Source organism: Oceanobacter mangrovi (assembly GCF_019740315.1).
GTDB classification, from domain to species: Bacteria; Pseudomonadota; Gammaproteobacteria; order Pseudomonadales; family Oceanobacteraceae; genus Oceanobacter; species Oceanobacter mangrovi.
Window position 1 is genome coordinate 419,847 of record NZ_JAHXZR010000004.1, and the last position, 14,907, is coordinate 434,753.

The 14,907-nt window shown below is 48.9% G+C and carries 13 protein-coding genes and 1 pseudogene; 10 read left to right on the forward strand and 4 right to left on the reverse strand.

What is annotated here, in order from left to right; genetic code table 11:
• Nucleotides 1-4: 4 nt before the first annotated feature.
• Together K6123_RS11600 and K6123_RS11605 are read left to right on the forward strand one after the other, a co-directional pair.
• On the forward strand, nt 5-1,909 hold the full coding sequence (locus K6123_RS11600) for a DUF1302 domain-containing protein (protein ID WP_246624736.1): 1,905 nt from the start codon (nt 5-7) through the stop codon (nt 1,907-1,909).
• 35 nt (nt 1,910-1,944) lie between these two features.
• Nucleotides 1,945-3,306: a DUF1329 domain-containing protein gene (locus K6123_RS11605; protein ID WP_221797848.1), complete on the forward strand. Its 1,362-nt coding sequence runs from the start codon at nt 1,945-1,947 to the stop codon at nt 3,304-3,306.
• Nucleotides 3,307-3,368: 62 nt separating this feature from the next.
• Here K6123_RS11605 and K6123_RS11610 read toward each other — a convergent pair whose 3' ends face one another.
• Nucleotides 3,369-3,884, reverse strand: coding sequence for an outer membrane beta-barrel protein (locus tag K6123_RS11610; RefSeq protein WP_221797850.1), 516 nt, complete (start codon nt 3,882-3,884; stop codon nt 3,369-3,371).
• 580 nt (nt 3,885-4,464) lie between these two features.
• Here K6123_RS11610 and K6123_RS11615 point away from each other — a divergent pair.
• The 4 genes from K6123_RS11615 (at nt 4,465) to K6123_RS11630 (ending at nt 6,282) form a co-directional block, all read left to right on the forward strand.
• Nucleotides 4,465-4,875: a hypothetical protein gene (locus K6123_RS11615; protein WP_221797852.1), complete on the forward strand. Its 411-nt coding sequence runs from the start codon at nt 4,465-4,467 to the stop codon at nt 4,873-4,875.
• Between the two features lie 91 nt (nt 4,876-4,966).
• Nucleotides 4,967-5,371, forward strand: coding sequence for a hypothetical protein (locus tag K6123_RS11620; RefSeq protein ID WP_221797854.1), 405 nt, complete (start codon nt 4,967-4,969; stop codon nt 5,369-5,371).
• Complete coding sequence (locus tag K6123_RS11625; RefSeq protein WP_221797856.1) at nt 5,344-5,640, forward strand: hypothetical protein; 297 nt, start codon at nt 5,344-5,346, stop codon at nt 5,638-5,640. The genes K6123_RS11620 and K6123_RS11625 overlap by 28 nt, the downstream gene beginning before the upstream one ends.
• A gap of 30 nt (nt 5,641-5,670) precedes the next feature.
• Entirely contained in the window at nt 5,671-6,282 is a 612-nt protein-coding gene (locus K6123_RS11630) for a LysE family translocator (protein WP_221797857.1), read from the forward strand.
• 355 nt (nt 6,283-6,637) lie between these two features.
• Here the strand turns inward: K6123_RS11630 and K6123_RS11635 are convergent.
• Both K6123_RS11635 and K6123_RS11640 read right to left on the reverse strand, forming a co-directional pair.
• Nucleotides 6,638-7,513 (reverse strand): annotated as a pseudogene (locus K6123_RS11635) (serine/threonine protein kinase); the annotation flags it as partial.
• Nucleotides 7,514-7,704: 191 nt separating this feature from the next.
• Nucleotides 7,705-8,697: a serine/threonine protein kinase gene (locus K6123_RS11640; protein WP_221797859.1), complete on the reverse strand. Its 993-nt coding sequence runs from the start codon at nt 8,695-8,697 to the stop codon at nt 7,705-7,707.
• Nucleotides 8,698-8,989: 292 nt separating this feature from the next.
• On the opposite strand from K6123_RS11640, the gene K6123_RS11645 reads away from it, so the two are divergent.
• The 3 genes from K6123_RS11645 to K6123_RS11655 all read left to right on the forward strand — a co-directional run bounded on the left by K6123_RS11645 (nt 8,990) and on the right by K6123_RS11655 (nt 13,673).
• Nucleotides 8,990-10,150, forward strand: a complete 1,161-nt coding sequence (locus tag K6123_RS11645) for an AAA family ATPase (RefSeq protein WP_221797861.1) — start codon at nt 8,990-8,992, stop codon at nt 10,148-10,150.
• Nucleotides 10,147-12,363, forward strand: coding sequence for a S8 family peptidase (locus K6123_RS11650; protein ID WP_221797863.1), 2,217 nt, complete (start codon nt 10,147-10,149; stop codon nt 12,361-12,363). The genes K6123_RS11645 and K6123_RS11650 overlap by 4 nt, the downstream gene beginning before the upstream one ends.
• A 134-nt stretch (nt 12,364-12,497) precedes the next feature.
• Complete coding sequence (locus K6123_RS11655) at nt 12,498-13,673, forward strand: S8 family peptidase (RefSeq protein WP_221797865.1); 1,176 nt, start codon at nt 12,498-12,500, stop codon at nt 13,671-13,673.
• Between the two features lie 302 nt (nt 13,674-13,975).
• Here K6123_RS11655 and K6123_RS11660 read toward each other — a convergent pair whose 3' ends face one another.
• The gene (locus K6123_RS11660) at nt 13,976-14,209 is read right to left on the reverse strand and encodes a helix-turn-helix domain-containing protein (RefSeq protein ID WP_221797867.1); all 234 of its coding nucleotides are present in this window, start codon (nt 14,207-14,209) and stop codon (nt 13,976-13,978) included.
• Between the two features lie 88 nt (nt 14,210-14,297).
• Here K6123_RS11660 and K6123_RS11665 point away from each other — a divergent pair, with 88 nt between their 5' ends.
• Nucleotides 14,298-14,777, forward strand: a complete 480-nt coding sequence (locus K6123_RS11665) for a hypothetical protein (protein WP_221797869.1) — start codon at nt 14,298-14,300, stop codon at nt 14,775-14,777.
• The last annotated feature ends 130 nt before the right edge of the window (nt 14,778-14,907 follow it).

Genomic DNA, 14,907 nt, shown 5'->3' on the forward strand with positions numbered 1-14,907 from the left:
GAAAATGAATAACAACAAAATGACGATGCAGGCGATGAAAAAACTTCCTCTGGCATTGGCCGTTGCCGCTGCAGCCAGCAGTGTACAGGCAACCGAGTTTTCTATCGGGGATATCGATTTCCGCCTCGATAACACCATCAGTGCCGGTATTGGCTGGCGTACTGAAGATGCCGACGGTTCCCAGGTGATGCCGGGTAACGGTGCTGCAACCGGTGTTAGTGGCACAGGTTCTTCCTATAACTACGACGACGGTACGCTGAACTACAAAAACGCCGGTGATGTGGTTACCCGGATCGTGAAGTGGACTGGTGACCTCGAGGTTAACTACGAAAACTACGGCGGTTTCTTCCGGGTACGAGCGTTCTACGATGATGCCATCATGAACGACGAAACCGACTTCAAACCGCTGTCCGATGAAACCAAGGACGCCGCTGGTAGTGGCTGGGATTTACTCGACGCCTACGTCTGGGCCGACTTTGATCTGGGTGAAACCCCGGTTTCTGTGCGGGCTGGTCGGCAGGTGCTGAGCTGGGGCGAAAGCACCTTTATCCAGGGTGGTATCAACAGCATCAACCCGGTGGATGCTTCGGCATTCCGCAAGCCAGGCGCCGAGCTGAAAGAAGCCTTGCTGCCAGTGAACATGCTGTATACCTCGATTGGCCTGACCCCAGACCTGGGTTTTGAAGCCTTCTATCAGCTGCAATGGGAAAAAACCCGTACGGATGCCTGTGGCACCTTCTTCTCTACCGCCGACTTTGTCGCCGATGGCTGTGGCCCGGTAATCCTCAGCGGTACGGTTTCCGAGCAGGAAATCCTCGCCGCCCGTGACGCTGAAATTGCCAATGGTGATTCTCTGGCCGAGCGTGTTGCGCCAGTAGCTGAACGCATGGCCGATGACACACCGGACAACGCTGGTCAGTGGGGGGTGGCGTTGCGCTGGTATTCCGAAGCGCTGGGTGACACCGAATTTGGTGCCTACTACATGAACATTCACAGCCGTCTGCCGTACATCAACGGTGTGGTGGTGAATGCGCCGAACGATACCTATTACAACTCCAGCGCGACCTACTCAAGCAATTACCCGATCTATCAGATTTCCTATCCGGAAGACATCAAGATCATGGGCCTGAGTTTTGCGACGGCCACTGAAGGTGGTGCTTCGATCTCGGGCGAACTGAGCTACAAGCCGGATATGCCGCTGCAATGGAACGCCTTTGAGTTGCTGTTGGCTGGCCTCGGAGCGCCATACAGCCGTCTGTATCAGCAGCGTCTGGCAGAAGCGGGCGGTGATCCGACCGCTCTCAGTGGTGAGCTGGCGCGAGGCTACGACATGTTCGACATGTGGCAGTTCCAGACCACCTATATCACCATTTTCGATCGCCTGCTGGGCGCCGACCGGATGTCGCTGGTGGCTGAAGCCGGTGTTGCCTACATTCCGGATTTGCCATCAACCGACGACGCCCGTTACGGTCGTTCCGGTGCCTACGGTATTGGTAACAATGATGGTGTCTGGGCTGCCGGTGGCGATACCAACTTCTGTACTGCCGACTACAATCCGGTTACCCAGTCAGAAAATACCGGTAAAAACGCCAACACCTCCAACTGTACCGATGATGGTTACGTAACCAAGTGGTCTGGCGGTGTGCGGATGCGGGCTGCGCTGGATTACAACAACGCCTTTGCCGGTATCAACGTGACGCCAATCCTGTCGATGGGCTTTGATAAGGGTAACGGACCTGAGCCCGGTGCGCAGTTTATTGATAACCGCCTGACCACTGGTTTGACCCTGCACTTCGACTATATGAATACCACCTCGGTTGATCTCAGCTACACCAACTACAGTGGTGGCGATTACAACCAGATGAAAGATCGTGACAACGTCAGCCTGTCTGCCAAGTACTCTTTCTAACTAAAACGGCAACAGATCAGATAACGAGGAACATCATGTTGAAACAACAACTCAGTGCACTGACCAGTGCACTGCTGTTGTCCCTCACAGGGGCAATGGCACATGCAGCAGTAAGCGAAGCCGACGCCGCCAAACTGGGCAAGTCGCTGACACCGGTGGGTGCTGAACAAGCCGCGAGTGGCGATATTCCAGCCTGGACCGGTGGTATCCAGAAACCACCCGCCGGTTACAAGGAAGGTGGCAAGCTGGTTGATCCGTTTGCCGATGAAAAACCGCTGTTTGTGATTACCGCCGCCAACTACAAGCAATATGGCGACAAGTTGTCTGATGGCCAGAAAGCGATGTTCGAGAAATACCCGGACAGCTATCGTATGCCGGTTTATCCGTCCCATCGTACCGCCGCTTATCCAGACAAGATCTATCAGGTGACGAAAGCCAATGCCACCAAAACCGAAATGGTTGATGGCGGTAACGGCCTGAAAAACTACGAACTCGGCACCCCATTCCCGATTCCACAAAATGGTCTGGAAGCCATCTGGAACCACATTGTGCGTTACCGTGGCGGCAGTGTTGAGCGGGTAGTTGGTCAGGTTACCCCGTTGGCCAACGGCGACTACACACTGGTGCGTTTTGGTGAGGAATTCACTTTCCGTGAAGACCTGACCGACTACAAACCCGGCCAGGATGACAACGTGCTGTTCTACTTCAAGCAGGACGTACTGTCACCAGCCCGTCTGGCCGGTAACGTGCTGTTGGTTCACGAAACCCTGGATCAGGTGAAGGAACCACGTAAAGCCTGGATCTATAACGCCGGTTCCCGCAAGGTCCGTCGTGCTCCGACCATTGCCTACGACTCACCAGGAACGGCTTCCGACGGTATGCGTACCTCGGATAACTTCGACCTCTACAACGGCGCGCCAGATCGTTACGACTGGAAACTGGTCGGCAAGCAGGAAATGTACATTCCGTACAACTCCTACAAGCTTGAATCCGGTGACCTGAAGTACGATGAAATCGTCAAGGCTGGCCATATCAATCAGGATCTGGCGCGCTACGAACTGCACCGCGTCTGGAAAATCGAAGCCACCCTGAAGGAAGGCATGCGACATATTTACGCCAAGCGGACCTTCTACCTTGATGAAGACACCTGGCAGGCAGGCGTGATCGACCATTATGATGGCCGTGGCTTGCTGTGGCGTGTGGCGGAAGGTCATGAAGTCAGCTATTACGAAGCCAATGTGCCGTGGACCGGCCTGGAAGTTTTGTACGACCTGACTTCCGGTCGTTACCTGGCGCTGGGTCTGGATAACGAAGAACCGGGCACCTACAAGTTTGGTATCGAACGTTCGTCCAACGACTACACCACCTCTGCGCTGCGTCGTTCCGGCAAACGCTGAGTTTGCTGCCAGCCTAAAAAAACCGGCCAGCTGGCCGGTTTTTTTATCTCTGACAATTCCCCTTACAGGTGGAAAATCAGGCTGCCCATATACTGATTGGAAGCATCCTTGTTAATAAATTCCCCACGCAACTGCAGCTCATTGGTGAGCTGATAACCCACACCAACACCGGTCAGAATACCGTCATCGTCACCGACATCGACACCAACCCGGCCCAGCAAGGACAAGTTGCGGTCAATTTCTGGCAGCGATTTTTCAGCGACCAGCGCACCCCACAAACCACTGATGTTCTGGTTGGTGTTATCGAAATCGTCGGTCTGCGAATAACCCACTTCCAGCTTGGTACTGATACCACCGGAATGGTGACCCAGATCCAGACCAACCAGCCCCTGTACACCCGTCGCATCAATGCTGCCGCCACCGAATGGCGAATCGACCGTGTTGTAGGACAGGCCACCACCCAGATAGAGTTTTTTGGCCAGGTCATCACCGCCACTCATATTGGTTTCTGCCAATGCCAGAGTAGAAGCGCTGGCCAATGTCGTGATCAGAACGGCTTGGGTAATACGGCTTTTCATGATTTATCCTTTGCTTGTGAATTCTTGCTAACGCGTACCGGCTGAATGATTGCTGATAATGGCAGGCACAGCCAGACCGCGTAGTTTATGGCTCGCATAGTTCGAAGGCCTCCGACCAGAGAAAGTTCCTGCTACGGCAATGGCCGGTACATCTCATCGCCCGGACGGATCACCTGAAACTGCTGCCGTTGCTCTTCGCGGATGCCGCTCAGCAGCAGCCAGATATCCTGCATCGTCAGGTTATGCATTTATATAAGCAATCATTGAACGCAGGCCTAAATCAGTGCGCGCTTTCTCGGCAGGCTTGCGCGCTTTCCTGAGCGCTGCTACGGTAAGGCCTTGATACATGGAAGGTTATTGCGCAGGTTTACGGCCATATACGTAAGCGAGACTGGTGTTAGTGTGCAACAAAATCCGGAGTTAATGCGCAGTCTGCCCGGTTGGGCGCGCTTTCTCAGAATGGAGTGATCTGGAAATGGACTTTACATCTTATATTTCAGCTGGTTACAGCACCTTTCCAGAAACTGGGTTACCCAGAAAGCGCGCATGCGTACTAACAAACTGTTAAATGGCAAACCCAATGGCAGAGCTAGAGTTCAAAGGAATTAAGAAAGAAGAAGGTGATAGGCTTAAAGACGCCTTTGAATATATTGCCAATGCGAAGAGGCGTGGTGCTTTCGACGAGTCTGAACTTATAAAAAAAATGGGCGATAAGGTAACGAGATATTTTATAAATCCGACCAAGGAAGAGGCAGATAAGTTGCTGGAGCAATGGAGGCTAAACCCAGAAGTAGAAATGCCTTGGGATTTCGGCTCATGGTTTGATGCTCTTGATTCCGCTGAAATTGACTATCAATCTATCGAAATACATCCGAATGGAACTGGAAAGATTCTATTTGAGCAACTTGCATGGCCAAGCGGTGGCATCGATGCAGCGAATGAACTTGTAAAAGCCTTTGGCGGTGAGATTATATCCAACAATGCCATTTAACAAACCAATCAACTACGCGCCTGCGGCGCCGGACAGCTTCCACTACGCTTCGCTGCGTTTCAGTTGCCGGTTATTGGGGCGTTAGGCAATTATGAAAGATATACTTCCAGACTTAGTAATAGATTCACTTCGAGATAGGTATTTAGCCGCTGTTTCAGACGCTGAAAGTACATTCGATATGAACTATGGAGATGAGGACGCATTAACTGGAGCATTTGGTCAAGCCATAGCGGTGCCTAGAAACCAAATATTTTCAACTCCAGAAGGGGTGTATACGGTTGATATCGGATATACAAAACTTAGAGGTCGCGGAAAAACGCTCCCGAACGCATATATGGGTCTGACGGCATATTCCAAATTACGGTTTTTGATAGTCGTGGGAATGTCATTCGCTCCAAAGGCCTACCCTTTCAATCCAAGAAGAACTGGAAAGGCACAAACAGTAAGCTTTCTGATCAAGCTAAAGATATGGAGCGCTTTACTCCCGGTGGCATAGTGGTCGACTTTAATAATTCAGGTTACAAAGCATGTCTGGCAAACGACGTAGTTCTAGCCGGTGGCAACCGTTCGCAACTTACCAAAGAGGGAAAGCTGCAAAGGCTTGGTCAACTGTTGGGTAATGAATTTCTGAATTGTGAAGTCGGGACATTAAACTTGTTCTATGACCCCAAGCAGGAGCTTTACAAAATTGATGGCGGTGATTTCCACATCATCTCAACCAGCATAGAAATGCCTAACAAGGCATTGCAGCGGACGAGCCGCTGAATGCGGCGTTATGTTGCCAAGGGGGCATAGATGGGAAGTTATCTGCTGTTCTTAATTATCGCTATAGCAACAGTATTAAGCCCAGGGCCTGGAGTAATCCTGACCCTCACAAATGCCATTCGTTTCGGTGTTTCAGGCGCCATTGGCGGGATTCTAGGGATTGCTTGCGGTACATTCATTGTTGCTGGTGTCTCGGCAACCAGCCTTGGAATTATACTCGTCACCTCATCTGTTGCTTTTAGCATCATGAAGTTTGCTGGTGCTGCATATCTAATCTACCTGGGCCTGAAGTTGTGGCGGTCGCCAGTCAGAAAAATTGACTCATCCACTGCCGCCGTTAAGAGCAAAAAACTTCAGTTCATAGAGGGTCTTACTTTGCAGCTTACGAACCCTAAAGCTGTGTTCTTTTTCATATCTGTATTCCCTCAGTTCGTCGACTATTCTGCCAACTTCATTGGTCATTTTATCCTTTTGGTTGTTACCTACAGCAGTTTGGTAGTCATAATTCACATTATGTATGCATATCTTGCAAAGTCAGCCCGCGGTTGGCTTTCTTCCGAAAAAGGAAGCTATATGGTCAATCGGTTGGGTGGAGGTACGTTTATGTGTTTTGGGATTGGCCTTGCTTCTGTTGGGAAGTAACAACATAACAAATGCAGGAAAGTGACGCTCGCGTCCCTGTTTCCTCCTGCTCTGCGGCCCCTCCAGAACGCTGTCTCATATACATAATGCAAGATATGCTGGCAGGCTCAAAGCGATCATGTATTACATATAAACTCGTTCTTTTCGCCTAATGCTGTTCACTTAAGCGTTTGTAACCACAATGGTCGTCACCCTTAACTGTTCGGGCCGCGCAGGCTCAGGATCCAAAAGCCCTATGGATCCCGGATCTGCTTCGCGTCCGGGATGACGTGGATTTGTTAAATGAACAGCATGACGCTCTTTTCGTCTGCTTTTTCCTTGCGTTGACGGCCTCAAAAACAAACATCAACGCCTGTTAGAAATTCCCACCGGGTCTTGATAGCGGTTCTTCCTGCAGGTTGGCGAACTGTTCTCGTAGTTCCAGTATGTGCTCGGCCCAATACCGTTCGGTGTTAAACCATGGGAAGGTCGATGGGAATGCAGGGTCGTTCCAGCGTCTGGCGATCCAGGCGGCGTAGTGCATCATGCGCAGTGTTCTCAGTGGCTCAATGAGTACGAGTTCAGCTTCATCAAACTCATGAAACATTTCATAGCCTTCCAGCAGGGCTTCAAGCTGGGCTGTCTGATCCTGGCGGTCGCCACTCAGCAGCATCCATAAATCCTGTACCGCTGGCCCCATACGACAATCGTCAAAGTCGACGAATACCGCGTGTTCATCACGCCACAGAATATTGCCTGGATGGCAGTCGGCATGCAGGCGAATGGATGTGTAGCTGCATTGCTTGAAGAGGGCTTCGATTGTGGTCAGCAGGTCTCGCGTCAAGGTTTCATAGGCCTGGCGCAGGTTATCCGGGATATAGCCGCTGGACAGCAGAAACTCACGACTCTCAATACCATATGACTGGATATCAATAGCCGGACGGTGTTTGAAGCTGGAGGGTGCACCGATAGCATGCAGGCGGCCGAGTGAACGGCCCAATACTTCAATCGTATCCAGGTTATCCAGTTCGGGGGCATGTCCGCCAAAGCGCGGAAACAGTGCAAAGGTAAAGCCGTTAATCTGGTGGGTGGTTGATCCCTCTGGTGAGATCAGCGGGGCAACGATCGGCCACTCGGCCTCTTGCAGTTCGAGGCTGAAAGCATGTTCTTCAGCAATTTGTTCGTGGCTCCAGCGCTCGGGCCGGTAGAACTTGGCAATGATTGGCTGGGCGTCTTCGATACCGATCTGAAATACCCGGTTTAGGTGGTACCCTTAAATTGATATTTATGTACATTTTTAAAATAACTTTTAATATCAGATAGTTACATGGAACTTTTGGGATTGATATGTACATTTGGTTTTTGGCAGAATTTATGTACAAAAAAGCCGAAAATGTACATCTTTTCGGCTTCTTTTTTATCAAATGTACACAAGCGGAAGTGTCAGAAATTTCCGTTTGGTCGGGTAAGTGGATCTTCCTGCAGGTTGGCGAACTGTTCTCGCAACTCCAGGATGTGTTCGGCCCAATATCTTTCTGTGTTGAACCACTGGAAGGTTGCAGGGAATGCAGGGTCGTTCCAGCGTCGGGCGATCCAGGCTGCGTAGTGCATCATCCTGAGTGTCCGTAGTGGTTCGATCAGCACCAGTTCGGATTCATCGAATTCATGAAACATTTCATAGCCTTCCAGAAGAGCTTCGAGCTGATCGCTTTGGTCCTGACGATCTCCACTCAGCAGCATCCACAGGTCTTGTACGGCAGGCCCCATTCGGCAGTCATCGAAGTCGACGAATACGGCGCGCTCGTCCCGCCACAGAATATTCCCCGGGTGGCAGTCGGCATGAAGGCGAATGGGCTTATAGGTACATTGTTTGAAACGTGCTTCGATCGCGACCAGAAGATCTCGTGTCAGCGTGTCATAGGCTTCTCGCATGTTGTCGGGGATGTACCCACTGGACAGCAGGAATTCACGACTGTCGACACCATAAGACTGAATATCAATTGCTGGCCGGTGCTTGAAAGTAGAGGATGCGCCAATTGCGTGAAGGCGGCCGAGCGAACGACCCAGTAATTCGATGGTATCCAGATTATCCAGCTCTGGTGCATGTCCGCCAAACCGAGGGAACAATGCAAACGTGAAGTTGTTGATCTTATGAGTGGTGGCCCCATCCGGGGACTGCATAGGCGCAACAATTGGCCATTCTGCAGCTTCCAGCTCCAGGCTAAAGGCATGCTCTTCGGCTATTTGCTCATGGCTCCAGCGCTCTGGACGGTAGAACTTGGCAATGATCGGCGGGGCATCTTCGATACCTATTTGGAACACCCGGTTCTCATACGAGTTAAGTACCGTAAGGCGACCATCGCAGAGGTAACCCTGAGCCTCAATCGCATCAAGAATAAGGTCTGGAGTTAATTCGCTATAAGGATGTTGTGACATTGCAGAGACGCTTGGTGAAGTTGGCCTTCAGTATACCGAACCGCTATTTGTCACGGGAGGTGTCACTTACTGGCTCAATCAAAAGGAGGCAGCGAATTAATTATTCTTCATACATGGCTGTAGCTCGGCTCAGACAACTTTGTTTTTCAGAATCTGGAATCTTTAAAATTCAGCCAAGGCGGCTCCTCCAATAGCATCCTATCCTCGAAAACACGTGGACTAATTTTTGTTTTTATGTTAAAAAATAGTCCATTGTTTTTTAACTTATTCCCAGATAAGTCGGTGCTTTTTGATGTCCTTGGATGAATTCGGAAAAATAAAATTTGATTTAGTCCAGGTTTCTCGTCTCGCTCTTAGCGAGAAATCTGATGACTTACGTCTCTTTATAGCCAAGCTGGTACGTCAGTACCGAAGCTCTGATCCAGATTTGTCAAAAGAGTTATCGGATTTCTTAAAAGCTAATCCGCCAAAGTCAAAAACAACCACGATGAGACGTACGGTTTTTGATCAGGAGGTATTGGGGGGAGATGTGCCTGTTGATGACGATTCACAGATGGCGTTACTGAAAAGATACGAGGATGAGTCTCATGAATCGAAACCTATTCTTGCCCCAGGCATAGAAACAACCTTGAATTTGCTCATCAAGGAGCGTGAGCAAAAAGAAGCTTTGGCTGAGCGTGGTCTCGATCCATCTAAATCTGCGGTATTTGTCGGGCCTCCGGGTGTCGGCAAAACAATGACTGCGCGCTGGATTGCAGCACAACTAGGTGTTCCTCTATTTGTCCTTGATCTATCTGCTGTCATGAGTAGTTTGCTTGGGCGTAGTGGCGCAAATTTGCGTAGTGCTCTCGATTTTGCAAAGCGCTCCCCTTGTGTTCTTTTGCTTGATGAGATCGATGCTATTGCTAAGCGGCGTAGTGATGACAGCGATATTGGGGAATTAAAACGTTTGGTCACGGTTATTCTCCAGGAAGTCGACGAATGGCCAGCATCAGGGCTTCTGCTCGCTGCTACCAATCACCCAGAGCTCATAGATCCTGCTCTGTGGAGGCGTTTTGACTTGATTGTTGAATTTGGTGTACCTGCTGATGAAGCTTTAAGCTCTGCTATTAGTAGATTTTTTGGCCCAGATATTGATCAATTTTCTGGTTGGGTAAAGGTTCTTGCTCTTTTAATGAAAGGAGAGTCCTTCAGTGATATCGAAAGATTGATTCGGCGTCTAAGAAGAAATTTTATTGTTGGTGGAATCAGTACTGAAAGTTTAATATCGGACCTTTTAAGGTCTAAATGTGAGCTGCTTGATCGTCAAGGGCAGATAGAGTTTGCCGTTTTGTTAGATACCTGCACAGAGTTGTCTCAGAGGCGTGTGAGCGAACTAACAGGCGTCAGTCGAGATACTATTCGAAAATACCGACCGAGTGATCGGTCTCCAGGGACAGGTAAGGATACATGAATCAGACTAATTTTCTTATAGGTCGGGGGGAGCTGCTAACCCACGAGATAAAGGGCCCTAAAAGAAATCCTGCCAGTGCTGAGGTCTATACTCTAGAGCAAACGCAGCAACGTCTGAGTCGTCAGGTTTCTGACACCGTTAGCTTTTTAGATACTCTGCCGCAAGATGCTTGTCCTCATGATTTCGCGGTAGCTCGTTTTGTTCTAAATCCTAGTTACATAGCCCGATCGTATTTCCCCACGAATTTGTTTCGAGCTATAGGTTTGCAATCGGTGGGCAGTCGGCAAGTTACAATTCTTCCTGAAAAGTGGAAGCGAAAGGGTCAGCCGCAGGATTGTTCGACTACAGAAATTTTTGTCGCTGGTAAGAGAAAAGCTTTTCGCTCTCTAGGTGATTGGATGTTTCAAGTAGATTCAGACTCGGATGAGGCATTGGATCTACGTAGGGTTGAAGAGATAGGAGCTTTTGAGCCATCTGAACGCATTCTTGATAGGGGGAGAGAGAATGATCGGTATTACGAAGTTGGTGTTCATTTGCTCGCAGACGAAGATAGTAGCTTCATTACTGGCGAATTTTCGAAATTTGCGGAGAAGCTCGGAGCTAAGGTACATGAAGGTCTGAGTTTCCAAGCAGGCACTCTATGGTTTGTTCCTGTAGAGGGCAGTCAAGATCAGGTGCTCGGGTTGTCGAAGTTTGTTTTTGTCCGAGTGATTCGACCTGTTCCAAAACTGAGGGGCTTATTGCCACATGTTCGGAGAAATGGCCCTATCATAGAGTGTGATTTGCCCTCGCAAGATCCGCTGTCATCTGAGCCGCGGGTCGCAATTCTCGATGGTGGCTTACCTGACAGTAATCCCATTGGTAGATGGGTGAGGAACTATCATGTGATGGATTCCAGCGCATTAGATGATGTAGAGGGTCCTGATCATGGCTTAGCGGCAACTTCTGCATTTTTATTTGGGGCAATTCAACCAGAAGAAATTGCCCCTAGGCCATATTCTTATGTGGACCATGTAAGAGTATTGGATAATGGGTTTAACGATGAAGACCCGCTTTTGTTATATAGAACCCTTGGCCACATAGAGGAAGTACTACTATCTCGTCAATATGAATTCATCAATCTCAGTCTTGGGCCTGATATCCCCATTGAGGATACAGAGGTTCATACATGGACTTCTGTAATTGATGATTTGTTAAGTGATGGAGATACATTTATGACCGTTGCTGTTGGGAATAATGGTTCGCGTGACGATGTGCTTCGATATGATCGAGTTCAGGTGCCGTCGGATTCTGTAAATGCGATAGCTGTTGGGGCAGCTACTAACACTGGAAAAAACTGGAAAAGAGCTAGTTACAGTGCAAGGGGGCCTGGCCGAAGCCCTGGGTTTATTAAACCCGACCTCATGGCGTTTGGCGGATCAAGCAGGGAGTATTTTCACGTTCTTGTGGCGGCACCTCGACCGGAGCTAGTGCCTATTCAAGGAACAAGTTTTGCCGCGCCGAGTATTCTTCGAAGTGCTGTTGGTATTCGGGCCGTGCTTGGCTCAGGACTATCTCCACTTGCAATTAAGGCACTGCTTATTCACGCTGCGGATGACAATGATCAGGAAACCGTAGATGTTGGCTGGGGTAAAGTTCCGGAAGATCTGATGGAGATAATTTCTTGTCCTGATGGTGTCGCGAGAATCGTTTACCAAGGGGAGTTGAAACCAGGTAAATACTTGCGTGCGGCTCTGCCTTTACCTGATGGTGGCTTGACCGGCAATGTAACTGTGAAGGCAACTTTCACCTTCGCATGTAATACGGATCCGCAAGACTCTGCTTCTTATACGCGGGCTGGGCTAGAAATAACATTTAGGCCCAACGAGAAGAAGTTGAAGGATGGAAAAGCAAATGCTAATTCGAAGTCATTTTTTAGGAGAAAGAAGTTTGCCGCAGAAGCGGAGCTTCGGTCGGACATGGGAAAATGGGAGACTTCTCTGCATGATACGGTTAGGATGAGAGGATCTAGCCTCGATAAGCCAGTTTTTGATATCCATTATAATGCTCGTGAAAGTGGCGGGGCAGCTAGTAGTGCTCAGAAAATAAAATATGCATTAATTATTACCGTTGAAGCTCCTAAGCATCCAGATGTTTATTCGGATATTCTAAAGTCTTATTCTAAGTTGCTTACTCCAATTCAGCCACAGGTATCAGTTCCGATTCGTGTTTGACGTTCTAATATTTATTTTTTTATTGTGCCACTCGGGAAATTTATTTGTTTGGCATTAACGAGTTTATCAACTATTGATGCGTGTCTCTAATAGAGCAAGCTGGCTGGAGCAATGAAGATTAGGAGGGTGTTACAATGGAGCAGTATGTGGTCTTACGCGAAGCTTCAGAAAAAACTTCAAGTAAGGTAACAAGATCAGTAGCCAGTGCAACTTTGGGTTTGGGATGTAATCAAGCCAGTGCAAAAATTGAAGTTGAAAATGTTCCAAATTATGCGGTTCGTGATCTTCTCAGTGATCCCGATGTTAAATCGGCAACCCCTGTTATGGCAATCAGTCTGATAGCACCACTTAGCAGAGTCACGAAGCACAATGGAGATGCATGGGGGGTTAAGGCTATTGGGGCTGATACTTCTTCCTATACTGGTGATGGCGTAACAGTGGCTGTGTTGGATACTGGTATTGATAAAACACATCCTGCGTTTGCTGGTATGTCTCTAAATATAAAAGACTTCTCTGGGGATGGTGAGCAGGATGCCAATGGTCACGGTACTCACTGTGCAGGAACGATTTTTGGCAGGGATGTTCAAGGGATAAGAGTTGGAGTGGCCCGTGGTATTAGGAGTGCTCTTATTGGAAAAGTCCTAAAAGATGATGGAAGTGGAACATCTGAAATGATTTATCAAGCGTTACACTGGGCTTTAATGGGTGGCGCAAACGTAATATCAATGTCATTAGGGTTGGATTTTCCAGGAGAAGTTAATAAAAAAGTGAAGGCTGGCTGGCCTGTCGATCTTGCTACATCACAAACCCTCGAAGCATATAGGGGAAACCTTCGAATGTTTGATGCATTGATGGGAGTTTTTAAAGCTCAAAATGCTTTTGGTACTTCACCTGTCGTTGTATCTGCGGCTGGTAATGAAAGCCGAAGAAATATCAATGCATCATACAAAATCGCCACATCAGTACCGGGGGCTGCTGACGAAGTTATCTCTGTTGCTGCTGCATATCAGTCTCGCGGAATATATGGCATCGCTGATTTTTCTAACAGTAATGCCAAAATATCTGCCCCAGGGGTTGATGTATTATCTGCTTGGCCAGGAGGAGAGTTGAGATCGCTAGATGGTACGAGTATGGCTTGTCCCCATGTTGCTGGTGCTGCAGCCCTGTGGTGGGAATATGCGCGTAAAATGAATAAGCCGTCTATCTCGACCGAGGTAACTTCTCAGTTGTTTGCTACTGCGCGCCAGTCGTTTGAATCTAGATTTGACTCTGGTGACTTTGGTTGCGGAATTGTCACTACTCCCCAATAAATGAGGGTTAAAATTAGTGATGAACTTTATAAAAATGCTTTCGTAGAAGCTTGCAAAAGGTTGTTTTGATCTAGCTTTCTACATTGCATTGCGAATTTAAGAAATTGCAAAACCAACGATTGGGCTAACGAAACCATGAGTAACCTGCTGGATTCGCTGCTTCGGGTGATGCGGTCTGTACGAAAGCCTATGAAATCTTGGCCAGTCTGCCTGCGTTGGATATCGACTGAGCGATGACATGGCAGGCTCTTTGTTTCTGTAGTCTGCTGTCGTTTGGAAGGCTGATGATTTACCGAAAGGAGTCAGTCTTCGCTTTTGATTTCTGCTAGTGCAGGCAGCAAGGATGCTGCCTCGCATCCTAAAGTGCGTGAGATTACGTACAACTTCTCTACGGTGATGTTCACTTCGCCGCGTTCAATACGCCCCATGTAACTGCGGTCAACGCCGCATTCCAATGCAAGCCCATCCTGAGAAATGCCCAGTTCTTTCCGTTTGGCTCGGATGTTGGCTCCTAATGCTTTGGCGAGAATCTTCATTGCTACTCCAGTGTGAGAGCAGCAATGTTTCGTTTTGCGGCATTTATAACCACGGATTATAATCCGCGTTTTTCAGAGCAGTCAGAGAATGAAATCTTCCTCCGTTGCCCTTGATCGGGTTATTTATCGCATTCTCATGGAAGAGGAAGTAGGCGCGTTCACCATCATGGAGCTGCGCGACAGGTATCTAGAACAGGTTGACCCACGGGACGTTTCGCTACCCAAGTTGCGGGTTTATATCTACGACCACATCCGCCGGATGGTTAACTGTGGATGGGTAAGGTACCACGAAGAAAAGAAGACCCGAGGGCAGCGATTCGTGCTGCTTTCCAAGCCTCAGAAGCTGAAGGTCAAGCTCACCCCACCGGCTCGTGGCATGCAAGAACGTGACCTCGAAAAGGCTCAGCCTTCGGTTACGGAGATTGCTACGGATGCCCCTGTCGCTACCTCTGCTCATACGGAGCGTGGTCAAGCCGACGTTGATCAGGTGCTGCAGGCACTCAAACAAGCGCAACTGGATTTCCTGTCCTCCTACGGTGAAGCGGAAGAGTATGTTCTGGTTGAATAACCCGGACACCTCAAGAAGAGATAAACTCTTCTCAGCCAGAGGTGCCAACCATGAGTCAGAAACGCAGTTACAAACAGTACCCACAAGAATTTAAGGATGAAGCCGTTGCTCTCGTGACCGAGCAAGGCTA